The 24,177-nt window shown below is 71.1% G+C and carries 19 protein-coding genes; 14 read left to right on the forward strand and 5 right to left on the reverse strand.

Translation table 11 applies throughout. The features are described from left to right. Positions 1–57 precede the first annotated feature (57 nt). Positions 58–2,523 (forward strand): lamin tail domain-containing protein, encoded by a 2,466-nt coding sequence (locus B042_RS22005; protein ID WP_081748599.1) that lies wholly within the window; start codon positions 58–60, stop codon positions 2,521–2,523. A gap of 170 nt (positions 2,524–2,693) precedes the next feature. Continuing rightward, entirely contained in the window at positions 2,694–4,274 is a 1,581-nt protein-coding gene (gene guaA / locus B042_RS0105035) for a glutamine-hydrolyzing GMP synthase (protein ID WP_028647339.1), read from the forward strand. 46 nt (positions 4,275–4,320) lie between these two features. On the opposite strand, the gene B042_RS0105040 is transcribed toward guaA, so the two are convergent. Beyond that, a complete protein-coding gene (locus tag B042_RS0105040) occupies positions 4,321–6,183 on the reverse strand; it encodes a serine/threonine-protein kinase (RefSeq protein WP_036553933.1) in 1,863 nt (620 codons plus the stop codon). Between the two features lie 256 nt (positions 6,184–6,439). Between B042_RS0105040 and B042_RS0105045 the strand changes: the two genes are divergently transcribed. The 3 genes from B042_RS0105045 to B042_RS0105055 all read left to right on the forward strand — a co-directional run bounded on the left by B042_RS0105045 (position 6,440) and on the right by B042_RS0105055 (position 9,118). Beyond that, a complete protein-coding gene (locus B042_RS0105045) occupies positions 6,440–7,381 on the forward strand; it encodes a 4-(cytidine 5'-diphospho)-2-C-methyl-D-erythritol kinase (RefSeq protein WP_081748600.1) in 942 nt (313 codons plus the stop codon). An 80-nt stretch (positions 7,382–7,461) separates the two neighbouring features. Further along, complete coding sequence (locus B042_RS0105050) at positions 7,462–8,163, forward strand: thiamine pyrophosphate-dependent enzyme (RefSeq protein ID WP_028647342.1); 702 nt, start codon at positions 7,462–7,464, stop codon at positions 8,161–8,163. A gap of 55 nt (positions 8,164–8,218) precedes the next feature. After that, on the forward strand, positions 8,219–9,118 hold the full coding sequence (locus B042_RS0105055) for a transketolase family protein (protein WP_028647343.1): 900 nt from the start codon (positions 8,219–8,221) through the stop codon (positions 9,116–9,118). A 127-nt stretch (positions 9,119–9,245) separates the two neighbouring features. On the opposite strand, the gene B042_RS0105060 is transcribed toward B042_RS0105055, so the two are convergent. Next, positions 9,246–10,469, reverse strand: coding sequence for an RNA-guided endonuclease TnpB family protein (locus B042_RS0105060; protein ID WP_028647344.1), 1,224 nt, complete (start codon positions 10,467–10,469; stop codon positions 9,246–9,248). A gap of 98 nt (positions 10,470–10,567) precedes the next feature. On the opposite strand from B042_RS0105060, the gene B042_RS0105065 reads away from it, so the two are divergent. Further along, entirely contained in the window at positions 10,568–12,337 is a 1,770-nt protein-coding gene (locus B042_RS0105065) for an ABC-F family ATP-binding cassette domain-containing protein (protein ID WP_028647345.1), read from the forward strand. On the opposite strand, the gene B042_RS0105070 is transcribed toward B042_RS0105065, so the two are convergent. The 3 genes from B042_RS0105070 to B042_RS0105080 all read right to left on the reverse strand — a co-directional run bounded on the left by B042_RS0105070 (position 12,334) and on the right by B042_RS0105080 (position 14,545). Then, positions 12,334–12,843: a MarR family winged helix-turn-helix transcriptional regulator gene (locus B042_RS0105070; protein WP_028647346.1), complete on the reverse strand. Its 510-nt coding sequence runs from the start codon at positions 12,841–12,843 to the stop codon at positions 12,334–12,336. The genes B042_RS0105065 and B042_RS0105070 overlap by 4 nt on opposite strands. A gap of 74 nt (positions 12,844–12,917) precedes the next feature. Next, on the reverse strand, positions 12,918–13,568 hold the full coding sequence (locus B042_RS0105075) for a TetR/AcrR family transcriptional regulator (protein ID WP_197024173.1): 651 nt from the start codon (positions 13,566–13,568) through the stop codon (positions 12,918–12,920). 14 nt (positions 13,569–13,582) lie between these two features. Then, positions 13,583–14,545 carry a fatty acid desaturase gene (locus B042_RS0105080; RefSeq protein ID WP_028647348.1) on the reverse strand — a complete coding sequence of 321 codons (963 nt, stop codon included), beginning with the start codon at positions 14,543–14,545 and terminating at the stop codon, positions 13,583–13,585. Positions 14,546–15,068: 523 nt separating this feature from the next. Here B042_RS0105080 and glmU point away from each other — a divergent pair. The 8 genes from glmU (at position 15,069) to cysN (ending at position 24,130) form a co-directional block, all read left to right on the forward strand. Beyond that, complete coding sequence (glmU, locus tag B042_RS0105085; RefSeq protein ID WP_028647349.1) at positions 15,069–16,535, forward strand: bifunctional UDP-N-acetylglucosamine diphosphorylase/glucosamine-1-phosphate N-acetyltransferase GlmU; 1,467 nt, start codon at positions 15,069–15,071, stop codon at positions 16,533–16,535. A 17-nt stretch (positions 16,536–16,552) separates the two neighbouring features. Further along, positions 16,553–17,524 (forward strand): ribose-phosphate diphosphokinase, encoded by a 972-nt coding sequence (locus tag B042_RS0105090; protein WP_028647350.1) that lies wholly within the window; start codon positions 16,553–16,555, stop codon positions 17,522–17,524. A 475-nt stretch (positions 17,525–17,999) separates the two neighbouring features. Continuing rightward, a complete protein-coding gene (locus B042_RS0105095; protein ID WP_028647351.1) occupies positions 18,000–18,590 on the forward strand; it encodes a 50S ribosomal protein L25/general stress protein Ctc in 591 nt (196 codons plus the stop codon). A gap of 84 nt (positions 18,591–18,674) precedes the next feature. Continuing rightward, positions 18,675–19,298, forward strand: a complete 624-nt coding sequence (gene pth / locus B042_RS0105100; RefSeq protein ID WP_051415481.1) for an aminoacyl-tRNA hydrolase — start codon at positions 18,675–18,677, stop codon at positions 19,296–19,298. Positions 19,299–19,501: 203 nt separating this feature from the next. After that, positions 19,502–21,004 carry a sugar transferase gene (locus tag B042_RS0105105; protein ID WP_028647353.1) on the forward strand — a complete coding sequence of 501 codons (1,503 nt, stop codon included), beginning with the start codon at positions 19,502–19,504 and terminating at the stop codon, positions 21,002–21,004. Position 21,005: 1 nt separating this feature from the next. Further along, on the forward strand, positions 21,006–21,797 hold the full coding sequence (locus B042_RS0105110; protein ID WP_028647354.1) for a 3'(2'),5'-bisphosphate nucleotidase CysQ: 792 nt from the start codon (positions 21,006–21,008) through the stop codon (positions 21,795–21,797). A gap of 51 nt (positions 21,798–21,848) precedes the next feature. Beyond that, positions 21,849–22,781, forward strand: coding sequence for a sulfate adenylyltransferase subunit CysD (cysD, locus tag B042_RS0105115; protein WP_028647355.1), 933 nt, complete (start codon positions 21,849–21,851; stop codon positions 22,779–22,781). 80 nt (positions 22,782–22,861) lie between these two features. Then, positions 22,862–24,130, forward strand: coding sequence for a sulfate adenylyltransferase subunit CysN (gene cysN, locus B042_RS0105120; protein WP_028647356.1), 1,269 nt, complete (start codon positions 22,862–22,864; stop codon positions 24,128–24,130). Positions 24,131–24,177 lie beyond the last annotated feature (47 nt).

Below are 24,177 nucleotides of genomic sequence, written 5' to 3' on the forward strand. Positions count from 1 at the left end.
CCCTCAACCTTCCTTAGAACGCCGTCCAGACGTGCCCTCGCCTCTGCCTCCGCCGCCATGGCCCTCGCCCTGACCGCCTCCCTGACGGCGTCCCTCCCCGCCGCCGCCGCCGCGGCCACCACCCCCGTCATCAGCGAGGTCTACGGAGGCGGCGGCAACTCCGGTGCCGACCTGCGCAACGACTTCATCGAACTCGGCAACCCCACCGACGCCCCCGTCTCCCTCGACGGCTGGAGCGTGCAGTACCTGCCCGCCTCGCCCAGTGCGGGTACCCGGGTGCAGGTCACCGGCCTGAGCGGGACCATCGGGGCGGGGGAGTACTACCTCGTCGGCCAGAACGCCGGTGCGGGAGGCAGCACCGACCTGCCCGTCCCCGACGCCACCGGTACGGTCAGCATGTCCGCTTCCTCCGGTGCCGTGCTCCTGGTCGAGGGCACCGACCCGGTCGAGTGCCGCACCGCCGCCGCATGCGCGGCCGAGGACGGGATCGTCGACATCGTCGGCTACGGCAGCGCCGTCGTCCACGAGGGCACGCCCGCGCCGAGGCTGGACAACACCACCTCCGCCTCCCGTGACGGCGATCTCACCGACACCGACGACAACGGCGCCGACCTCACCGCGGGCGCTCCGTCCCCGGTCAACTCGGCAGGGGAGACTTCCGGCGACGGCGGCGACCCGGCCGAGCCCGGCGACCTGCGCATCGCCGACATCCAGGGCACCACCCGGACCTCCCCGTACGTCGGCCAGGACGTGGTCGGTGTCCCGGGGATCGTCACCGCAGTGAACGTCTTCGGCTCCGCCCGCGGGTTCTGGTTCCAGGACCCCGAGGGCGACGGCGACCCGCGCACGAGTGAGGCGCTCTTCGTCTTCACTGCCTCCACCACCCCCGACGTGAGCGTTGGCGACGAGGTGCTGGTCTCCGGCGGCGTCAGCGAGTACCGGCCCTCCGGAGGGTCTCAGACCATCACCCAGATCGGCTGGGCGGACTGGACCGTCCTCTCCGAGGGCAACGGGACCCCCGCCTCCGTCCTCCTGGAGGAGGGCACCCTGCCCGACGCCTACGCCCCCGAGACCGGCGGCGACATCTCCGGCCTCGAACTGGAGCCGGACACCTACGCGCTCGACTTCTGGGCCGCCCACGAGCACATGCTCGTCCGGGTGGAGGACGCGCCGGTCATCGGCGAGACCGACCCCTACTACGCCTTCTGGGTGGGCACCGAGTCCGACGAGCTGGTCTCGCCGAACGGCGGCACCGTCTACGGCTCCTACGACGACCCCAACAGCGGCCGGATCAAGGTCGAGTCGCTGCTGGACCGCTCCACCCACCCCTTCCCCCAGGTCAACGTAGGCGACCTCATGGCGGGCGTGACCGAGGGCCCGCTGTACTACAGCCAGTACGGCGGCTATCTCATCCGCGCCACCACCATGGGCGAGCACGTGCCCGGCGACCTGGAGCGCGGGCCCGTCCGCGAGGCCGGGCGCGGTGAGACCACCGTCGCCACCTACAACGTCGAGAACCTCGACGCCCAGGACGGCCAGGCCACGTTCGACGAGCTGGCCACCGGCATCGTGGACTACCTGCGCTCGCCCGACATCATCGGCCTGGAGGAGATCCAGGACGACAACGGCCCCGTCGACGACGGCACCGTGACCGCCGACGCCACCCTCCAGAGGCTGGTCGACGCGATCACCGCCCAGGGCGGGCCCGTCTACGAGTGGCGCTACATCGCCCCCGAGGACAAGCAGGACGGCGGTCAGCCGGGCGGCAACATCCGCAACGTCTTCCTCTTCAACCCCGAGGAGGTGGACTTCGTCGACGCCGAGGGCGGCGACGCCACCACCGCCGTGGAGGTCGTGGACGGGCGCGGTGGCCCGGACCTGAGTGTCTCCCCGGGGCGGATCGCGCCCCAGGACGAGGCGTGGGAGGACAGCCGCAAGCCGCTCGTGGGCCAGTTCCGCGTGGACGGCGAAGACCTGTTCGTGGTGACCAACCACTTCGCCTCCAAGGGCGGCGACGAGTCCCTGCACGGCGTCCGCCAGCCGCCCACGCGCTCCAGTGAGGAGCAGCGCCACGCGCAGGCCCGCGTGGTCCGCGCGTTCACCGACGAGCTGTTCGAGGCCGACCCCAAGGCCAACGTCATCGTCATGGGCGACCTGAACGACTTCCAGTTCTCCGAGACCCTGGACATCCTCACCGGGGACGGGCCCCTCACCAACCCGATGCTGGAGCTGCCCGAGGAGGAGCGCTACAACTACGTCTACGACGGCAACTCCCAGGCGCTGGACCACATCCTGGTCAATGACGCCCTGGACCGCCGCATGGACATGGACTACGCCATCGCGCGGATCAACTCCGAGTTCCACGACCAGGTCAGCGACCACGACCCGCAGGTGCTGTGGTTCGAGGCCGGCGGCCGGGGTCACGGCCGTGACCGGGACGATCGGGGCCACGGCCGTGACCGGGACGACCGGGGCCACGGCTGGGGCTGGGGGCGCGGCCCCGACCGTCCCTCCTGGTACTAGGGTCCACCGTCCCGGCCCCGGAACCACCGGGGCCGGAACCCGGCGCGGCGCCGACCCGACAGGGGCGGCGCCGCGCGCATGCACTGCGCCTGTGGACGGCGGCGCCCGGATGCGGGGGACGCCCTAGACTGGGCGGACATCCCTTGAACTTTCGCGGAAGGTCCTCCGTCGTGTCCGTAGGTGCTGAGAGCACGTTCGACACCGTTCTCGTCGTCGACTTCGGTGCGCAGTACGCGCAGTTGATCGCCCGTCGGGTCCGGGAATGCCACGTGCACAGCGAGATCGTGCCCTCGACCATGCCGGTCGGGGAGATGCTCGCCAAGAAACCCAAGGCCATCATCCTGTCCGGGGGTCCGTCGTCGGTCTACGCCGAGGGCGCCCCGGCGGTGGGTGCCGAACTCTTCGAGACCGGGGTGCCCACGTTCGGCATCTGCTACGGCTTCCAGGCCATGACGCGCGCGCTGGGCGGCACCGTCGAGCGCACCGACCTGAGCGAGTTTGGCCGTACCGAACTGTCCGCGGTCACCGACTCCCTCCTCTTCGGGGGGATGCCCGCCCGGCAGCTCGTGTGGATGTCGCACGGCGACTCCGTGGTCGGCGCCCCCGAGGGCTTCCGGACCACCGCGAGCACCGCCGGGGCTCCGGTCGCCGCCTTCGAGGACACCGACCGCCGCCTGTTCGGCGTCCAGTTCCACCCCGAGGTGATGCACACCGAGCACGGCCAGGAGGTGCTGCGCCGCTTCCTCCACGAGGGGGCCGGGTGCCGTCCCACCTGGACGATGGTCAACATCGTCGAGGAGCAACTGGAGCGCATCCGCGAGCGGATCGGCGACAAGCGCGCCGTCTGCGGCCTGAGCGGCGGGGTGGACTCCGCCGTGGCCGGGGCCTTGGTGCAGCGCGCCGTCGGCGACCAGCTCACCTGCGTGTTCGTCGACCACGGACTGCTGCGCAAGGGCGAGGCCGAGCAGGTCGAGAAGGACTTCGTGGCGATCACCGGGGCGAGCCTGAAGGTGGTCGACGCCGAGGAGCGCTTCCTCGACGCGCTGGCGGGGGTCACCGACCCCGAGGCCAAGCGCAAGATCATCGGCCGCGAGTTCATCCGTGTCTTCGAGCAGGCCGCCCGCGAGGTCGTCGCCGAGGGCGGCGAGCAGGGCGCCGAGGTCGAGTTCCTGGTCCAGGGCACCCTCTACCCGGACGTCGTCGAGTCCGGTGGCGGCACCGGCACCGCCAACATCAAGTCCCACCACAACGTCGGCGGACTGCCCGAGGACCTCCAGTTCACCCTGGTGGAGCCGCTGCGTGAGCTGTTCAAGGACGAGGTGCGCAAGGTCGGCGAGGAGCTCGGCCTGCCGCCGGAGATGGTGTGGCGCCAGCCCTTCCCCGGGCCGGGCCTGGGCATCCGCATCATCGGCGAGGTGACCCGCGAGCGCCTGGAGGTGCTGCGCGAGGCCGACGCGATCGCCCGCGAGGAGCTCACCCGGGCCGGGCTGGACCGCGACATCTGGCAGTGCCCCGTCGTGCTGCTCGCCGACGTGCGCTCGGTGGGCGTCCAGGGCGACGGCCGCACCTACGGCCACCCCGTGGTGCTGCGCCCCGTCAGCAGCGAGGACGCCATGACCGCAGACTGGTCGCGGGTCCCCTACGACGTGCTCGCCAAGATCTCCAACCGGATCACCAACGAGGTCCGCGAGATCAACCGGGTGGTGCTGGACGTGACCAGCAAGCCCCCGGGCACCATCGAGTGGGAGTAGCACTCCCCGGCGCCGCAGGGGCCCGGCGGGGCGACCCCCGGGCCCACTAGGTCGGGGCGCCGATCGGCACGACGGTCCGGTCCTGCCCGGAGAGGTGGGTGAGCTGGAGCGAGTCGGGCTCGGCCTCCTGGGGGATGAGGAAGACCAGGTCGCCCTCGACCGATGAACCGGGGGCGATCCCCTCCGGGTTCCACAGACTCGCCTGGCGCTCCGCAGGGGTCGGGGTCTCCGCCGCCGTGGGTTCGTCGCTCACGGAGGTCAGTATGAACTGCTCCTGCGAGCGGAAGGAGAGCGGGGTGCCGCTGTCGTTGTCCACGGACAGGCGCACGATGCAGTACGTCCCGCCGGAGAGCACGCTCGACCGGGAGTCCGGGTCGGGCTCACAGTCGACGTCCTCCACCGTGTAGGTGACCATGCCGTCGGCCGACGTCACCGAGCCGTCCGGGTTGATGCCGTCGGCGGCCTCTGCCTTGTCCTCGTCCCGCTCCCGGCCGCCGCCGTCGGTGCCGGTTCCCGTGTCCTCCTGCTCGACACCGGAGTCCGTGTCGTCGCCGAACGGCGGGAAGTCGATGTTGGACACGAAGAGCAGCACGGCGGCCAGGGCCAGCAGGACCGCGACGCCGATCGCGACGGCACCCAGGAGGAGGCCCCTGCGGCGCCGGGGTGCGGCAGGCCGGTGCGGGGGCGGCGGCACCGGTGGGACGTAGGGCTGGGGTCCGGGCCGCTGGGCCTGTGGGTCCTGCACGACGGGGATCGGCCCCGTGGACGCCGGGTGCTGCGCGGGTGCCGGTGCGGGGTGCGGGGGCTGGCCCGGGGCCGCCTGGCGGGGCGCGGAGGGCGTGGGCGCGCTGCGGCCGGGAGGGGGCGCCTGCGGCCGGGAGAAGGTGCCACTCTGGTGCGCGGGGTACTGGGCCGGGGGCGGCGCGGGGTAGGTGCCGGGGCGGAGCGGCTGCTGCCGTACACCCGTCGCCGGGTGCGGGGCGTGCGGGTGGCCGGGCGGTACCGGCGGCAGGTTCGGCCGCCACGACTGGTGCAGCGCCTGCGAGACCATGTCGTTGGGGTTGCCGGCCTCCTGCCCTCCGGCCAGTTCCAGGAGGAGGTCCTGCGCGGTCGGGCGCCGTCCGGGCTCCTTGGCCAGGGCGCGTGAGACGAGCCGGTCCAGGGGGCTGTCCAGGCGGCCGATCTGCGGTTCGGCGAACAGCACGCGCTTGCCGAGGGTCATGGCGTCGCCGTTGCCGAAGGGGTGGGTGCCGTTGCCGGCGAAGGCCACCAGGCATCCCCAGGCGAAGATGTCCGCGGCGGTGGTGACCTGCTCCTCCAGGAGCTGTTCGGGGGCCATCCAGCCGGGGCTGCCCATGACGATGCCGGTCTGTGTGTGGTTGGTGGCGGTGTTCATCGCGCGGGCGATACCGAAGTCGATCACGCGCGGCCCGGACAGCGACAGGAGCACGTTCGCGGGTTTGAGGTCGCGGTGGACGAGCCCGGTGCGGTGGATGGCCGCCAGCGCCGCGGCCACGCCCAGGGCGAAGCCGTGCAGGGTCGAGGAGTCCAGCGGACCGTTCTCGGAGACGTGCTCGGCCAGAGCGGTCCCCGCGATGTACTCGGTGACCATGTAGGGGCGGTTCTCGAACGTCCCGTGGTCGAGCACCTTCGCGGTGCAGAAGGAGGCGACCTTGCGGGCGTTCTCCATCTCGTCGCGGAAGCGCGCCCGCGTCGCCTCGTCGAAGGCGAGTTCGGGGCGGATGACCTTGATGGCTACCTGGTGGCCCTTCTCGCCTCCGGCGCTGCCCAGGTAGACGGTGCCCATGCCGCCGCTGCCCAGCTTCCCGGACAGCATGTAGGGACCGATGGTGGCCGGATCTCCGGCGGCCAGCGGTTCCAGGTTCTTCGGGAGCCCATCCGACGGCAAGCGACCCTCCCCGACGGTGTCCAAACCGCGTCTCGCCCCAAGGTATAGGGGTTTGCGCCCTTATTCCCAACTGTGGACCCATGGTCGTTATGGGGTGAGGCGCTATCCGACATGACAGTGGTGGTAGATCCCCGGCACGGTCCCCTGGTTCTCATCGGCCGGTCTCCCTTCGGGAACGGGAGCGGTGAACACGCCGGTTCCGCGGTCGGAGCAGGTGTGCACGCAAGGTAGGGAGTTCCTTTACGATTGGGGACTCGTGACCGTCATTACCACCGTAACCGTCCGGGTCCCCGCCAAGGTCAACCTCCGGCTGGCGGTGGGGCCCAGACGTGAGGACGGGTTCCACGCGCTCGTCACCGTGTTCCACGCCGTCTCACTGTTCGACGAGATTACCGTCACGGCGGCCCCCGCGTGTCAGGAGGCGGCCCTCGCCGCGCTCACGGCGAGCGGTGGGACCGTGGACCTCTCCGGGGTTCCGCTGGACGGGACCAACCTCGCGGCCCGCGCCGCCGAGCTGTTGGCCCGCGAGACCGGCCGGGGCACCCCGGTCGGCATCCACCTGGACAAGCGGATCCCCGTCGCCGGGGGCATGGCGGGCGGCAGCGCCGACGCCGCCGCGGCCCTGGTGGCCTGCGACCGGCTCTGGGGATGCGGGCTCTCGTGCTCCGAGCTGCTGGAGCTGGGGGCGCGGCTCGGCAGCGACGTGCCCTTTCCCCTGCTGGGCGGTACCGCCGTGGGGACGGGCCGGGGCGAGCTGCTCACGCCCCTGGAAGCCCCCGGGCGGTACCGGTGGGTGTTCGCGCTCTCGGGGGAGGGCCTGTCCACGGCGCGGGTGTTCGGCGAGTACGACCGGCTGCGGCCGCAGGCCCCCGAACCGGAGCCCTGCGCCGCGATGGAGGAAGCGCTGGCCTCGGGGGAGGCCGCCGCACTGGGCGCGGTGCTCACCAACGACCTGGAGCGGGCCGCGCTGTCCCTGCGTCCCGGCCTGGGGCGCACACTGGCGGCGGGCCGCGAGGCGGGTGCCCTGGGGGCCCTGGTCTCCGGCTCCGGTCCGACCTGTGCCTTCCTGGTGGGCGACGCCGACGACCCGAGGACGGCTGCGGTCGAGGTCGAGGTCGTGCGTGCTCTGGAGTGCCGGGGGGTGGACGCGTGCGTCGCGGCGGATTCGGGGGGCGTCCCCGGCACCGTCGTCGTGTGAGGCAAATCACGCGAAGGGGCGTCGCGGGCCCCCGGTGGGCGGTTGACCTCAAGTTCGGTTGAGGTCGAACACTGGTCACCATGACGACCGCAGCCGCCCTGTCGCGCTACGCCGATCTGCCCGTGCTCATTGCGCTCATGGAGGGTGACGAGAAGCACAAGAGTGCCGCCCACTCCGCCCTCGACGTCCTGTGGGTGCTCTACGACCAGGTCCTGGAGGTCGCCCCTGACACGGTCGAGGACCCGGCCCGGGACCGCTTCCTGCTCTCCAAGGGGCACGGCCCGGCCGCCTACTACGCCGTACTCGCCGCCAAGGGCTTCCTCGACACCTCTGCCCTGCGGGGCTGGGCGTCCTTCGGCTCGCCGCTGGGGCACCACCCCGACGCCCTCCTCGTGCCCGGAGCGGAGATCGGCAGCGGCTCGCTCGGGCACGGACTGCCCCTGGCCCTGGGGACGGCTCTCGGGCTGCGCATCCAGGGGACACGGCGTCCCGACGGCACACCGCCCCGCGTGGTGGTGCTCGTCGGCGACGGCGAACTCGACGAGGGCAGCAACCACGAAGCGATCGCCGTCGCGGGCAGGTTCGGAGCGGACACGCTCACCACCGTCGTCCTCGACAACGGTTCGGGACGGCACGGCTGGCCGGGCGGGATCGGAACGCGCTTCGAGACCGAGGGCTGGACGGCCCGGCGGGTCGACGGCCGCGACCACGGTGCCCTCCGCGCCGCGCTGACCGACCCCCACCCCGGCCGCCCCCTGGCCGTGGTCGCCGCCCTCCGATAGGAGCACCGCCATGACCCGGACCGCTACCAGGCCCGCCGCCCCCGCGCGGGGCGCCATGCGCCAGGCCTTCGTCGAGACCGCCTCCGCCGCCCTCGACGACGATCCCCGGACCGCCCTCGTCCTCGCCGCGATCTCCGCTGGTCTGTTCACGCGGGCGGCGGCGCGCCACCCCGGCCGCGTGATCGATGTCGGCATCCGCGAACAGGCCATGATCGGCGTCGCCGGCGGGCTCGCCCTCACCGGCCTGCGCCCGATCGTGCACAGCTACGCGCCCTTCCTGGTGGAGCGCCCCTTCGAGCAGGTCAAGCTCGACTTCGGCCACCAGGGGACCGGTGCCGTCCTGGTGAGCATCGGCGGCTCCTACGACGCCGCCGCCGAGGGCCGGACCCACCAGGCGCCCGGAGACGTGGCCCTGATCGACACCCTGCCCGGATGGGCGGTCCACGTGCCCGGACACCCCGACGAGGTCCGCGAGGCGCTGAGGGTCGCGCTCCCGGGCGACCAGCCGGCCTATGTCCGTCTGTCGGACACCGGGAACCGGGTGCCCCTGCCAGTGACCGGGAAGCTGGCCGCGGTGCGCTCCGGGTCGCCCCGCTCGGCCGGGGTGGTCCTCGCCGTAGGCCCGATGCTCGACCGTGTCCTGGCGGCGACCGAGGACCTGGACGTCACCGTCGCCTACACCTCCACTGTGCGCCCCTTCGACCGTCCGGGGCTGAGCGCCCTGGTCGGAGCGGCGGGCAGCGCCGACGTCCTGGTGGTGGAGCCCTACCTGCGCGGCACGTCCGCACACGAGGTGGCGGCGGCGCTGTCCGACCGGCGCCACCGCCAGCTCGGCCTGGGCGTCGGCCGCACCGAGGAGCTGCGCGCCTACGGCCGACCGGAGCAGCACGCGCGTGCCCACGGGCTGGACACGGAGGGGATCGCGCGGGCCGCGCGGGACTTCTTCCTCCCCTGAGCCCGCCGCCGCGCCCCGGGGTCGGGAGGGGAAGCCCGTCCTCCGTCCGGGGCACACCCGGTGTGCCGTGACAATGGAAGGTGTTGGCTTCCTCCCCTCCCTGAAGGGAGGGGATTCCGGCAGCCGCCTAACGGCGGTTCGGGGCTCTGGCCCCGTCACGGGTCGCCCCGCGGCCTTCCTGCTTCGACACCGACTGCCCCGTCCGGGAGGACTCCCGTTGAGGTCTTACACCGGCTCCCCAGGCAGATGCCGCCAGCCCGGCGGCCTTGATGTTGATCGCCGCGTTGATGTCGCGGTCATGGGTGACGCCGCAGGAACAGGTCCACTCGCGCACGTCCGGCGCAAGCCCCTCCGCCAGGGCACCGCAGGCCGAGCACAGCTTGGAGGAGGGGAAGAACCGGTCGATCACGACCAGCTCCCGCCCGTACCAGGCGGCCTTGTACTCCAGCATCGACCGGAGCTGGCTCCACGCCGCATCCGAGATGGCGCGGGCGAGTCTCCCGTTCTTGACCATGGTGCGCACGGTCAGGTCCTCGATCACGACCACTTGGTTCTCGCGGACGAGTCGAGTCGAGAGCTTGTGCAGGAAGTCCTTCCTGCGGTCGGTGATGCGGGCGTGCACCCGCGCGACCCTGTGGCGGGCCTTGTCCCGGTTCGCGCTGCCCTCGGCCTTGCGGGAGAGCTCCCGCTGGGCGCGGGCCAGCCTGGCCCGGTCACGGCGCTCGTGCCCGGGGTTGGCGACCTTCTCCCCTGTGGAGAGGGTGACCAGGGAGGTGATCCCGGCGTCGACGCCGACCGCGTCGCTGGGGGCCGGGGCGGTGCCGACGGTGTCCTCGCACAGGATCGACACGTGCCAGCGGCCCGCCGCGTCCCTGGACACCGTCACCGTGGAGGGCGCGGCGCCCTCCGGGAGGGGCCGGGACCACACGATGTCCAGCGGTCCGGGCATCTTCGCCAACGTCAGCTGGCCGTCACGGTATCTGAAAGCGGAGCGGGTGTACTCCGCCGACGCCTTCGACCTCTTGCGCGACTTGAAGCGCGGGTACTTGGCGCGCTTGTCGAAGAAGTTGCGGAACGCCGTCTGCAGATGCCGCAGCCCCTGTTGCAGCGGAACGCTGGAGACCTCGTTCAGGAACGCCAGACCGGGGTCGTTCTTCCACTGGGTGAGCGCGGCGGAGGACTCGTTGTAGTTCACCCGCCGCTGCTCGGTGAACCACGCCGCCGTGCGCTCTGCCAGGGCGCGGTTGTAGACCAGGCGCACGCAGCCGAACGTGCGCGACAGCTCCGCTGCCTGCGCTGGGGTGGGGTAGAAGCGGTACTTGAACGCCCGCTTCACCGTGCTCCTGGCCATGCTCACATTCTAACCGAGGTTCTTGTAAGATCGAAGCAGGAAGGGGGAGGGCGCTTCCTCCCGGCCCTGAAGGACCGGGTCTCCACGCCCAACACCCGATGAATCTCGTCAATCTCCAGGACGTGTCCCTGGCCTACGGGCCGCTCGTCCTCCTCGACCAGGTGTCCCTCGGCGTCGACGAGGGCGAACGCATCGGTGTCGTCGGCCGCAACGGCGGCGGCAAGTCCACGCTGATCTCCGTGCTCTCCGGCCGCCTGGAGCCCGACTCCGGGCGGGTCGTGCACAACCGGGGGCTGCGCGTGGGCTACCTGCACCAGCGCGACACCTTCCCCGACACCACCGTCGGCGGGTTCGTCCTGGGCGAGCGGGCCGAGCACGAGTGGGCGGGCGACGCCCGTATCCGCGACATCCTGCGCGGCCTGCTCAGCGGCTGGGACCTCGACACCCCCATGGCGGGGCTGTCCGGCGGCGAGCGCCGCCGGACCGGTCTGGCGCGCCTGCTCGTTGGCGACCACGACCTCATCGTCCTCGACGAGCCCACCAACCACCTCGACATCGAGGGCATCGCCTGGCTCGCCGGGCACCTCAGGGGCCGTTCGGAGTCGCTCGTGGTCGTCACCCACGACCGCTGGTTCCTGGACGCCGTCACCACCCGCACCTGGGAGGTCGGGCGCGGTTCGGTCGAGCGCTACGAGGGCGGGTACGCCGCCTACGTCCTGGCCAAGGCCGAGCGCGAGCGCATGGCCGCCGTGGCCGAGGAGCGCCGCCAGAACCTCATGCGCAAGGAGCTGGCCTGGCTGCGCCGGGGCGCCCCGGCGCGCACCTCCAAGCCCAAGTTCCGTATCGAGGCGGCCAACCAGCTCATCGCGGACGAGCCGCCGCCGCGCGACAGCGTCGAACTGGTCCGCTTCGCCAGCTCCCGGCTCGGCAAGACGGTCGTCGACCTCAAGGACGTGTCGGTCGCGGTCCCCGACCGGGTCCTGCTGGACCGTCTCACCTGGCAGCTCGGTCCCGGCGACCGGATCGGCCTGGTCGGGGTCAACGGCGCGGGCAAGTCCACGCTGCTGAGGGTCCTGGGCGCCGAGCGCGCGCCCGACTCCGGCACGGTGCGCACCGGCAAGACCGTCCGTCTCGCCCACCTGTCGCAGAACGTCGAGGAACTCGACCCGCAGGCGCGCCCCCTCCAGGCCGTGATGGACGTGCGCGAGCACGTCACCATCGGCAAGCGCGACTACACCGCGAGCCAGATGCTGGAGCGCTTCGGTTTCCGGGGCGAGCGGCAGTGGACGCCGATCGCCGACCTCTCCGGCGGAGAGCGCCGCCGCCTCCAGCTGCTGCGCCTGCTCATGGACGAGCCCAACGTGCTGCTTCTGGACGAGCCCACCAACGACCTGGACATCGAGACCCTCACCGAGCTGGAGGACCTCCTCGACGGCTGGCCCGGCTCCCTGGTCCTGGTCAGCCACGACCGCTACTTCCTGGAGCGGATCACCGACCGCGTCCTGGCCCTCATGGGCGACGGCACCCTCGCGTTCCTGCCGCGCGGGGTGGACGAGTACCTGGAGCGCCGCGCCGCGACCGCGGGGGAGGGCAGTGTGCCCCGCGGTGCCTCCGAGACGGCCGTGTCCGGGAGCCCGGCGGCCGGGCCCTCGGCGGCCGAGCGGCGCGCCGCTCAGAAGGAGATGCAGCGCGTGGAGCGCCGGATGGACCGGATCGGCAGGCGCGAGGCCGAGCTGCACGAGCTGATGGCCGCGGCTGCGGAGGACTACACGCGCCTGGCCGAACTCGACGCCGAGGCCAAGGAGCTCGCGGCGGAGAAGGAGCGGCTGGAGGAGGTCTGGCTGGATCAGGCCGAGGCCGTCGACTAGAGCCGCGGGCGCGTCGGCAGGCTGTCCAGGGGGGCCAGCAGGGCCCGCAGCAAAGACGCGAGTCGCACGCGGTCCTCGGCGGGCATCGGGGCCAGGAGGGACTCCTCGTAGCTGATCAGGGAGGCCAGCGCGGCGTCGATGCGCTCGGCACCGCGCCTGGTGAGACGGACCAGGACACCGCGTTTGTCGGCCGGGTCGGGGCGCCGCCGCACGAGCCCGGCCGAGGCCAGGCGGTCGACGCGGTTGGTCATGGTGCCGGAGGTGACCAGAGTGGCGCGCAGGAGCTTTCCCGGGCTCAGCTCGTAGGGCGGCCCGGATCGGCGCAGTTCGGCGAGGACGTCGAACTCCCACGGCTCCAGGGCGTGTTCGGTGAAGACCGTGCGCCGGGCGCGGTCGAGGTGGCGTGCGAGCCGGGAGACCCGGCTGAACACCTCCAGCGGCGTCACGTCCACGTCTGGGCGCTCGGTGCGCCACGCCTCGATCAGCCCATCCACCTCATCGCGCATGGGACACAGCATATCTCTTGACATCAAGATAGCGGGGAGGGTACGGAACCCTCCCCGCCGCCGTCGGTCCTTCGCTAGCGCTTCCTCCGGGTGTTGATCCCGGGGCGGGGCTCCAGCCTCCCCAGGCCGTTCCAGGCCAGGTTGACCAGGTGTGCGGCCACGACCTCGCGCCCGGGCCTGCGTACCTCCAGCCACCACTGCCCGGTCAGCGCCCACATACCCACCAGCGCCTGGGCGTACATGGGGGCGAGCGCGGGGTCGTAGCCCCGCTTGGCGAACTCGTCCACCATGATGTGCTCGACCCGGCTGGCCATGTCGTTGATCAGGCTGGCGAAGCTGCCCGTGCCGGAGGCCACGTGGGAGTCGCGGGTCAGGACCCGGAAGCCCAGGGTGTGCTCCTCCACGTAGAGCAGCAGTGCCATGGCGGCCTGCTCGATCTTGTCGCGGGCGTTGTCCGCGGTCAGAGCGTGGCCCACCATGTCCAAGAGCGTGCGCATCTCCCGGTCCACCACGACGGCGTAGATGCCCTCCTTGCCGCCGAAGTGCTCGTAGACGACGGGCTTGGACACACCGGCCCGCGCGGCGATCTCCTCGACGGAGGTCGCGTCGAACCCCCGTTCGGCGAACAGCTCCCGGCCGATCTCCACAAGCTGTTGCCGACGCTCCTTGCCCGTCATGCGCTTGCGGCGCGCGCGGGTTCCCTGCTGGCTGTCGGCTGCTCCCATGATGGCTTCAGATCCTAGACCGTGACCCGTTTGGCCGCGAGGCGTTCCTTGTTGGGCCAGCGCACCTTGGTGGCCCAGCCCAGCTTCTCGAAGATCCAGATGACCCGGGCGGAGATGTCGATCTGGCCCTTGAGGACACCGTGCCGCGCGCAGGTGGGGTCGGCGTGGTGCAGGTTGTGCCAGGACTCGCCGAAGGACGGGATGGCCAGCCACCACACGTTGCGGGAGCGGTCGCGGACCTCGAAGTTCTCCTCGCCGATGGTGTGGCAGATGGAGTTGATCGACCACGTGACGTGGTGCAGCAGGGCGACGCGCACCAGGCTCGCCCAGAAGAAGGCGGTGACCGCGCCCCACCAGGACATGGTCACCAGTCCGCCGATGACGGCGGGTGCCAGCAGGGAGAAGAGCACGAGCGGGCCGAAGAGCCTGCTGACGAGGACGATGTCCTTGTCCTTGAGCAGATCCGGGGCGAAGCGCCGCGGTGAGGTCTTCTTGTCGTCCAGGTACAGCCACGCCATGTGCGCGTAGTACAGGCCCTTGGCCACGGACTTCCAGTCGTCGCCGAACCGCCAGGGGGAGTGCGGGTCGCCCTCGGCGTCGGCGTACTTGTGGTGTCGGCGGTGGTCGGCGACCCACTTGATGACGCTGCCCTCGATGGCCAGGCTGCCCGCGACCGCCAGGGCGATCCGCAGCGGGCGGTTGGCGCGGAACGAGCCGTGCGTGAAGTGGCGGTGGAAGCCGACGGTGATGCCCAGTCCGCTGACGAGGTAGAACGCCGTGGCGATGGTGATGTCGACGAGGCTCAGCCCCCAGCCCCAGAAGAAGGGCACGGACGCCGCCAGCGCGATCAGGGGGATGAACACGAACGCGAAGACCGTGGCGCGCTCGGCCCTGCCGCGCAGTTCCGGTTCGTACTCGGGTACGGCCTCGCGCGCCGGAGCGACCTTGTCGATCGGTAGATCGGGGGCTGCGGTCATGTTCTGCACCAACCTTGTCCAGGGAGCGTCACTGCGGTCAGGACGGCGTCCGTGGAGTACCGGGCACCCCTGCCGACGGCCCAACCTATTCCTACGTAACCGTAACCTACGTGGCCGTAGGTTTGGCAACCCCCCCGAGGAACGCGCTATGTTGGTGGCGAGCGTCCGGGCGTGCTGTGGTCATGCCCGTTACGTTCCCGGATGATGTAATTGGCAGCATCTGGGGTTTTGGTCCCCATCGTCCAGGTTCGAGTCCTGGTCCGGGAGCAATCCACACCGCCGCCGCACCGGCCCGCAAGGGCCGCTGCGGCTCACGGGGGCGGCTCCGGCACCCGGCGGGCGTGCGCACCGCGTCCGTGGTGCGGTGGTGTCACGTCCCCGCGAGGCGGAGGTGACGCGCGTGTATCCTTCCCATGTCGGCCGCTGGATCATCCGACGGCCGCCCGTGCGGCACGCGGGCCGGGCCGCCGAGGGGTGAGCCGACAGATTCGACCGCCAGCCTATTCACGAGGGGTCCCCTTCAGTGAGTGTGAACCGCCCGGCCGCCGTCATCGTCCTCGCCGCCGGCGAGGGTACGCGGATGAAGTCCAAACTTCCCAAGGTCCTCCACGAGATCAGCGGCCGCAGCATGCTCGGGCACGTGCTCGCCGCCGCCCGTGCACTCGACCCGGAGCACTCCGTGGTCGTGGTCGGGCACGCCCGGGCCCGGGTCGGCAGCCACCTGGAAGAGGTCGCGCCGGAGGCCGTCACCGCGGTCCAGGAGGAGCAGAACGGCACCGGGCACGCGGTCCGCATGGCGGTCGAGGACCTCGCCTCACGGGGCATCGTCCTCACCGGAACGGTGGTCCTCACCTGCGGTGACACGCCGCTTCTGCGCGGCAGCACGCTCGCCGCCCTGGTCGCCGCGCACGAGAAGGAGGGCAACGCCGTCACGGTGCTCTCCGCGCGCGTGCCCGAACCCGGCGGCTACGGCCGGATCGTCCGCGAGGCCGACGGCGAGTTCACCGAGATCGTCGAACACGCGGACGCCACGCCGCAGCAGCACGGGATCGACGAGATCAACTCCGGCATGTACGCCTTCGACGGCGCACTGCTGTCCGAGGTGGTCCGCCGCCTGTCCACGGACAACGCCAAGGGCGAGGAGTACATCACCGACGCCGTGGCACTGCTGCGGGGCGACGGCCACCGGGTCGGCGCCTGGACGGCCGACGACTGGCACGAGGTCCAAGGCGTCAACGACCGGGTCCAGCTCTCCCAGGCGCGCTGCATCCTCAACGACCGCCTGGTCGAGGAGCACATGCGGGCCGGGGCCACGATCGTCGACCCGGCGACCACCTGGGTCGACGCCGAGGTGCGGATCGGCCGTGACGCCGTCGTCGAGCCGAACACGCGCCTGCGCGGTGCCACCGTGATCGCCGAGGACGCCGTGGTCGGCCCGGGGACCGACCTGAAGGACACGGTGGTCGGTGAGGGCGCGCACGTGCGCGAGACCACCGCCGACCAGGCCGACATCGGCCCGCGCGCCACCGTCGGCCCCTACGCCTACCTGAGGCCGGGCACCCGCCTGGCAGAGGGCGCCAAGGCCGGCGCCTTCGTCGAGGTCAAGAACTCGACGATCGGCGCGGGCTCCAAGGTCCCGCACCTGACCTACGTCGGGGACGCCGACATCGGCGTGGGCAGCAACATCGGCTGCTCCTCGGTGTTCGTCAACTACGACGGCGTCGAAAAGCACCGGAGCACGATCGGCGACCACGTGCGGATGGGCAGTGACAACACCATCGTCGCGCCGGTCCGGGTCGGCGACGGCGCCTACTCCGGCGCCGGCACCGTGGTCCGCGAGGATGTTCCGCCCGGTGCCCTGGCGGTGTCGGAGGGGAATCGGCAGCGCAACGTCGAGGGATGGACCCGGCGCAAGCGCCGGGGCACCGCCGCCGCCGAGGCGGCCGAGCGGGCCGAGGCGGAGAGAACAGACAGTTTCGAGCAGCAGTAACCGTGGGGGAGAAGTACGTGAGCGGAATGAAGGCCACCGGGCAGAAACAGCTGATGCTCTTCTCGGGGCGCACGCACCCCGAGCTGGCGCAGGAGGTCGCGAAGGAACTGGGGATCGAGGTGGTCCCCACCCGGTTCGACACCTTCGCCAACGGTGAGATCTTCGTCCGCTACCTGGAGTCGGTGCGCGGCAGCGACGCCTTCGTCCTCCAGTGCCACTCGTCGCCGATCAACGAGTCGATCATGGAGCAACTGATCATGGTGGACGCGCTCAAGCGCGCGTCCGCCAAGCGGATCACCGTGGTCACGCCCTTCCTCGGGTACGCCCGCCAGGACAAGAAGCACCGCGGCCGCGAGCCCATCTCGGCGCGGCTGATGACCGACCTGTTCCGCACCGCGGGTGCCGACCGCATGATGGCGGTCGACCTGCACACGGACCAGATCCAGGGCTTCTTCGACGGCCCGGTGGACCACCTGTTCGCGCTGCCCATCCTGGCCGACTACGTGTCCGAGCAGGTCAAGCCCGCTTCCGACATCACCGTGGTCTCGCCGGACGCGGGCCGGGTGCGCACGGCCGACCGCTGGGCCGACCGCCTCGGCGCGCCGCTGGCGATCATCCACAAGCGGCGCGACCCGGACGTGGCCAACCAGGTGCGGGTGCACGAGGTCGTCGGCCGGGTCGAGGGCCGTACCTGTGTGCTGGTCGACGACATGATCGACACCGGCGGCACCATCGTGAAGGCCTCCGAGGCCCTGGTCGAGAACGGCGCGGAGAAGGTCGTCGTGGCGGCCACACACGGCGTGCTGTCCGGCCCGGCGGCGGAGCGGCTCCAGAACTCGCCGATCTCCGAGGTGATCATCACCAACTCCCTGCCGATCCCGGAGGAGCGTTCGTTCGACAAGCTCACACAGCTCTCGATCGCGCCCCTGATCGCCCGCGCCGTCAACGAGGTCTTCACCGACGGTTCCGTGGCGAGCCTCTTCGACTAGAAGCCGTCGTGAACGCTGCCGCACCGCAGGGGGTGAGCGAGGGTGCCCGCGGGGGGCTGGCGGAGGCGTCGAAGGCTCCCGTTCTCCGAGTGCCTGAGCACGACCGAACCGCGCCGCCAGGCGTTCGCTGAGGGCGGGCCGAAGCGGAGCGAAGGTGCGAAGAGAGCGCAGCCTGGCGGGTGGTCGTCCGCAGGCCGTGTACGGAGTCCTCGGTGAAGCCAGTAGACTTGACCGAGTGTCCCCGTGTCCATACGGCGCTGCTTTCCGCTGCGCCGCAGGGGTCGGGAACGGGGTGTGTGACGAGCGTTCCCGGGCCGGTCGGGTCCGGTGGCGGCTCGCCGGGCACGCCTGGAACCAGGGCGGTCGCGTCCCCCACGAGGGGTGACCCCGCCGCTGTCCCCGCCCAGGGCGGGAATCGCCGTACTACTGGAGTCGTGTTCCCCGTGCTGCGGGGTTGAACCCGAGGAGTTTTGTCGTGTCCGAGGTACGTATCGCTGCCGAGCCCCGCACGGAATTCGGCAAGGGCGCCTCCCGTCGCGCCCGCCGCGCGGGTAAGGTGCCGGCCGTCCTCTACGGCCACGGCACCGAGCCCCGCCACCTGAACCTGCCGGGCCACGATCTCATGCTCGCCCTGAAGACCCCCAACGTCCTGATCCGCCTCGACGGCCTGGACAAGGACAACCTCGCCCTGCCCAAGAGCGTCCAGCGCGACGCCCTCAAGGGGTTCCTGGAGCACATCGACCTGCTGGTCGTGGCCAAGGGCGAGACGGTCGAGGTGGACGTCCCCGTGCACCTGACCGGTGAGGTCAAGGCCCCGGGTGTGCTCAACCAGGAGCTCGTCACCGTGGCCGTGGAGACCGAGGCCACCCACATCCCCGAGAGCTTCGAGTTCGACGTCACCGGTCTGGAGGTCGGTACCAACCCGACCGCCGCCGAACTGAAGCTGCCGGCCGGGACCACACTGGTCACCGACCCCGAGACCATCCTCCTCACCGTCTCCGCGCCGCGCGCGGAGGAGGAGGCCCCGGACGAGGAGGCTCCGGCCGAGCAGGAGTCCGCCGAGTAGGCGGCCGCTCCGCACAGTCCGCACCGCGAACGCGCGGCTCCCGGCGGGGGCCGCGCGTTCGGCGTACGGATAGGGTCGTGACCCATGGATCTGTGGGGCATGCTGGGGATCAGGAAGAACGAGGACATGGCCGAGACCGAGCGCTGGCTGGTCGTCGGGCTGGGCAACCCCGGCCCCAAGTACGCCGGCAACCGGCACAACGCCGGGTTCATGGTGGTGGACGCGCTGGCCGCGGCCGCCGACGAGCGGTGGAAGGTCCACAAGGCGCGGGCCGAGGTCGTCCAGACCCGGGTGGAGGGCGTCCCGGTGGTCCTGGCTAAGCCGCGGTCCTTCATGAACGTCTCCGGTGCACCGGTGGCGGCTCTGGCCGCGTTCTACAAGGTGCCGGTCGAGCGCGTCGTCGTCGTCCACGACGAGTTGGACATCGACTTCTCCGCGCTCAAGCTCAAGCGCGGCGGCGGCTCCGGCGGGCACAACGGCCTGAAGTCGATCACCGCCTCCCTGGCCGGCCCCGGCTACGTCCGGGTGCGCTTCGGCGTGGGCCGCCCGCCCGGCCGGATGGACCCCGCCGCCTACGTGCTCAGGGACTTCTCCTCCGGTGAGCGCTCTGAGCTCGGACTCAACGTGGAGCGCGCCGCCGACGCGGTGCGCACCGTCCTCAGGGACGGCCTGGAGCGGGCCCAGAACATCTTCCACACCGCCGTCTGACGGGACCGCCGCGCTACGGCGGCCGAGAGTGGGTTGCCCCGACAAGCCGACACGTCACGCGACTTATCGACTACTTTTGGTTACTGTTCGGATCGTTGGCCCAGGGCAGCGTCCGATGGCACACCCTGCTTCCGCCCTTCGGTGCGGGTTCCGCCGTGCCGGGTGTGCTCACTCCAAGTGATTCGACGGAAACAGTGTGCGGTATGGGGGGCGTGTTGGTCGCGACCGGTGGAACGGAGACCGTCCAGGACCTGGGGGCTGCGGGGGGCGTCGGCACCGACGGCCCCCTCGCCCGTGCGCGCGAGCGGCCGTGGACGCGGCCCTACCTGGCGGGGCTCGTGGCACTGGACCTGTGCGCCGCGTCCGGTGTCGCCTTCGGCGTGACGCTCGCCCGGTTCGGCGACACCCTCCGTGAGCCGCAGACGCTCCCCTACCTGCACCTGTCGCTCCTGCTGCCGGTGGTGTGGGTGGTCTTCGTCTGGCTGGCCGGCGGGTATGAACGGCGCTTCTTGGGGGTGGGGACCGAGGAGTACCGGAGGATTGCCGTCTCCGGGGTCTTCCTGGCCGCCTCCGCCACGATCGGGGCCTACGCCGTCGCCTTCGACCTGTCCCGGGGCTACGCGCTCGTCGTCCCACCGCTCATCGCCGCGGTGAGCCTGGCCCTGCACTACGCGCGCCGCAAGGCGCTGCACCGTCGCCGCCGCTCCGGCCGCTGCATGAGCGGTGTGGTGGTCGTCGGCTACCGGAGCGCGGCACGCGACCTCATCCACCGCTTCCGGGGTGAGGTCTACCACGGCATGAGGGTCGTGGGGGTGTGCCTGCCCGAGACGGAGGCCGCCGAGTGGGAGCGGGTGGAGGGCTGCCCCGTCCTGGGGTCGTTCACCGAGGCGGCCGAGGCCGCTGAGCTGGCCGGGGCCGACACTGTGGCCGTGCTGGCCTGCCCCGAGATGGACGGTGTGGAACTGCGCCGACTCGCGTGGCGGCTGGAGAAGAGCCGGACCGACCTCATCGTGGCCTCCGCGCTCATGGAGGTGGCCGGTCCGCGCACCTCCATCCGGCCGGTCGCGGGATTGCCCCTGCTGCACGTCGAACACCCCGAGCTAGCCGGGGGCCGCCGGGTGATGAAGGGGTTCTTCGACCGCTGCGCGGCCGCCCTGGCCCTGGCCGTGCTCTCCCCGTTCTTCCTGGTGCTGACCGTGCTCATCCGTGCCGAGGGCGGCCCCGCGCTCTTCGCGCAGACGCGGGTGGGCAGGGGTGGTGCCGAGTTCACCCTGTACAAGTTCCGTACCATGGTGGTCGGAGCGGACGCGCTGAAGGAGACGCTCCGGCCCCGGAACGAGCACGACGGTGTGCTGTTCAAGATGCGCCGCGATCCCAGGGTCACCCCCGTGGGGGCGTGGCTGCGCCGGTACTCGCTCGACGAGCTGCCCCAGCTCGTCAACGTGGTCCGGGGGGAGATGTCGCTCGTCGGTCCCAGGCCGCCACTGCCCGAGGAGGTCGCCCAGTACGGACACGATGTGCGCCGTCGGCTGGTGGTCAAGCCAGGTATGACGGGGCTGTGGCAGGTCAGCGGTCGATCCGACCTCTCCTGGGAGGAATCGGTCCGCCTGGACCTGAGGTACGTGGAAAACTGGTCGCTGACATTGGATATCCAGATCCTGTGGAAGACGTGGTCAGCGGTGATCCGTGGTGCGGGGGCCTACTGAGGTGAACAATATCCGAAACGATCATGAGGTGGCACGGGACCTGGCGACCGAGGCCGGTCAGCTTCTGCTGAGGCTGCGGGCCCGGCACGGGTTCTCCGAGCCCGAGGTTCTGCGCACCCTGGGTGACAGGACCTCCCACGAGTTCCTCTTCTCCGCGCTGGGGCGTCTGCGGCCCAGCGACGCGGTGCTCTCCGAGGAGGGCGCCGACGACCCGTCGCGGCTCAGCGCGCGGCGCGTGTGGATCATCGACCCCCTGGACGGGACCCGGGAGTTCGCCGAGGCGGGCCGTACGGACTGGGCCGTGCACGTGGCGCTGTGGGAGAACGGCGACCTGGTGGCGGGTGCGGTCGCCCTGCCCGCGCAGGGCAGCACGGTCTCCACGGTGGATCCGCCGTGGCTGCCGCAGGAGCGCCCCGAGGGGCAGCGGCTGCGGATCACGGCCAGCCGGTCGCGCCCGCCCGCGTTCGTCCAGCGCATCGCCAACCAGCTCGGTGCCGAGGTGGTCCCCATGGGGTCGGCCGGGGCCAAGATCTGCGCGGTGATGCTCGGCATAGCCGACATCTACGTGCACGCGGGCGGCCAGTACGAGTGGGACAGCGCGGCGCCGGTGGCGGTCGCGCGCGCCGCGGGCCTGCACACATCCCGGATCGACGGGTCGCCGCTGCGCTACAACGTGTCCGACCCGCTACTGCCCGATGTCCTTGTATGTCGATCGGAATTGTCGGGTATGTTGTTGGCAAGCATCCGCGACGGTGCGGACCTGGACAGCGCGGGGCCGTACGCGGGGGGCTGAACCACAGGGTACCTCCGCCGTCGGCCGTGTCGGTATCACGAAGGCGGATTCATGGGTCAGTCCAGTCAGCAGGCGCCCGGGCGCTACCAACTCTCCCAACTCGACGTCCTCGAGGCCGAGGCGATCTTCATCATGCGCGAGGTCGCCGCGGAGTTCGAGCGCCCGGTGCTGCTCTTCTCCGGCGGCAAGGACTCCATCGTCATGCTCCGGCTCGCGGAGAAGGCCTTCTGGCCCGGTGCCGTCCCCTTCCCGGTCATGCACGTGGACACCGGCCACAACTTCGACGAAGTGATCGAGTTCCGCGACCGCCGGGTCGCCGAGGCCGGGGTCCGGCTCGTCGTCGCGTCGGTGCAGGAGCAGATCGACGCGGGCAAGGTCTCCGAGCCCACCGGACGCTGGGCCAGCCGCAACCGCCTCCAGACCGCAGCCCTGCTGGAGGCCATCGAGGAGAACCGCTTCGACGCGGCCTTCGGCGGTGCCCGCCGCGACGAGGAGAAGGCCCGCGCCAAGGAGCGGATCTTCTCCTTCCGCGACGAGTTCGGGCAGTGGGACCCCAAGAACCAGCGCCCCGAGCTGTGGAGCGTGTTCAACACCCGCATCGACCGCGGCGAGCACATCCGCGTGTTCCCGATCTCCAACTGGACCGAGTTGGACGTGTGGGCCTACATCAAGCGCGAGGGCCTGGAGCTGCCCTCCATCTACTTCGCCCACGAGCGCAGCGTCTTCGAGCGCGACGGCGTCCTGTTGGCCGACTCTCCCGTCATCCAGCGCGACGAGACCGAGACGGTCTTCACCGAGACCGTACGCTACCGTACCGTGGGCGACCTGACCTGCACAGGAGCGGTCAAGTCCACGGCGGTGGAGCTGGACGACATCATCGCCGAGATCGCCGCGACCCGGATCACCGAGCGCGGACAGACCCGGGCCGACGACCGCGCCAGCGAAGCCGCGATGGAGGACCGCAAGCGCGAGGGCTACTTCTAGCCGCCCGGGCCCCGGTCCGGCGCCGGACCGGGGCCACCGCCCTCCACCGGCTCCACCCCTTCGACCCTGGACCAGGAAGCATGAACAACGACATCCTGAGGTTCGCCACAGCGGGCTCCGTCGACGACGGCAAGAGCACCCTGATCGGCCGACTGCTGTACGACTCCAAGTCGATCTTCGAGGACCAGCTCGACGCGGTGGAGCGCACCAGCGCGGACCGTGGCGAGGAACAGACCAACCTCGCCCTGCTCACCGACGGCCTGCGCGCGGAGCGCGAACAGGGCATCACGATCGATGTGGCCTACCGGTACTTCGCCACACCCAAGCGCACCTTCATCATCGCCGACACCCCGGGCCACATCCAGTACACCCGGAACATGGTCACCGGCGCGTCCACGTCGGACCTGGCGATCATCCTCGTGGACGCCCGCAAGGGCCTCCAGGAGCAGAGCCGCCGCCACGCCTTCCTCACCGCGCTGCTCCAGGTGCCGCACCTGGTGCTGGCGGTCAACAAGATGGACCTGGTGGACTACTCCCAGGAGCGCTTCGAGGAGATCAGGGCGGAGTTCACCGACTTCGCGAGCAGGCTGGACGTGGACGACCTCGCGTTCGTGCCGCTCTCGGCCCTGCACGGCGACAACGTGGTGGACCGCTCGGAGAACATGCCCTGGTACGAGGGGCCCTCCCTGCTGCACCACCTGGAGAACGTGCACATCGCCTCGGACCGCAACCTGGTCGACGCGCGCTTCCCCGTGCAGTACGTCATCCGCCCACACAAGTCCGACGACCCCGACCTGCACGACTACCGCGGCTACGCGGGCCGTCTGGCCGGGGGGGTCCTCAAGCCGGGCGACGAGGTGACCCACCTGCCCTCCGGGCTCAGCAGCCGTGTGGCCAAGATCATGACCGCCGACGGCGAGGCGGCGGAGGCCTACTCCCCGATGTCGGTCACCCTCCTGCTGGAGGACGAGATCGACATCTCCCGCGGCGACATGATCTGCCGTCCGAACAACGCGCCCCAGGTGTCCCAGGACATCGAGGCGATGGTGTGCTGGATGACGGACACGCGCAAGCTCGCGCCGCGCGCCAAGTTCATCGTCAAGCACACGACCCGCACGGCGAAGGTGATGGTCAAGGACCTGCGCTACCGCTTGGACGTCAACACGCTGCACCGCGACGAGCAGGCCGACCACCTGGAGCTGAACGAGATCGGCCGGGTGCGGCTGCGCTCCACCCAGCCCCTGTTCGTGGACGAGTACGCCAAGAACCGCGAGACGGGTGGTTTCATCCTCATCGACGAGGCCACCAACACCACGGTGGGCGCGGGGATGGTCGTCCAGGCCGACTAGCGGTGTCCCTCGGTGTCCATTTGATCTCTCCGGGTCATATCCTGGGG

Source organism: Nocardiopsis sp. CNT312 (assembly GCF_000515115.1).
In the GTDB taxonomy this organism is placed as follows: domain Bacteria; phylum Actinomycetota; class Actinomycetes; order Streptosporangiales; family Streptosporangiaceae; genus Nocardiopsis.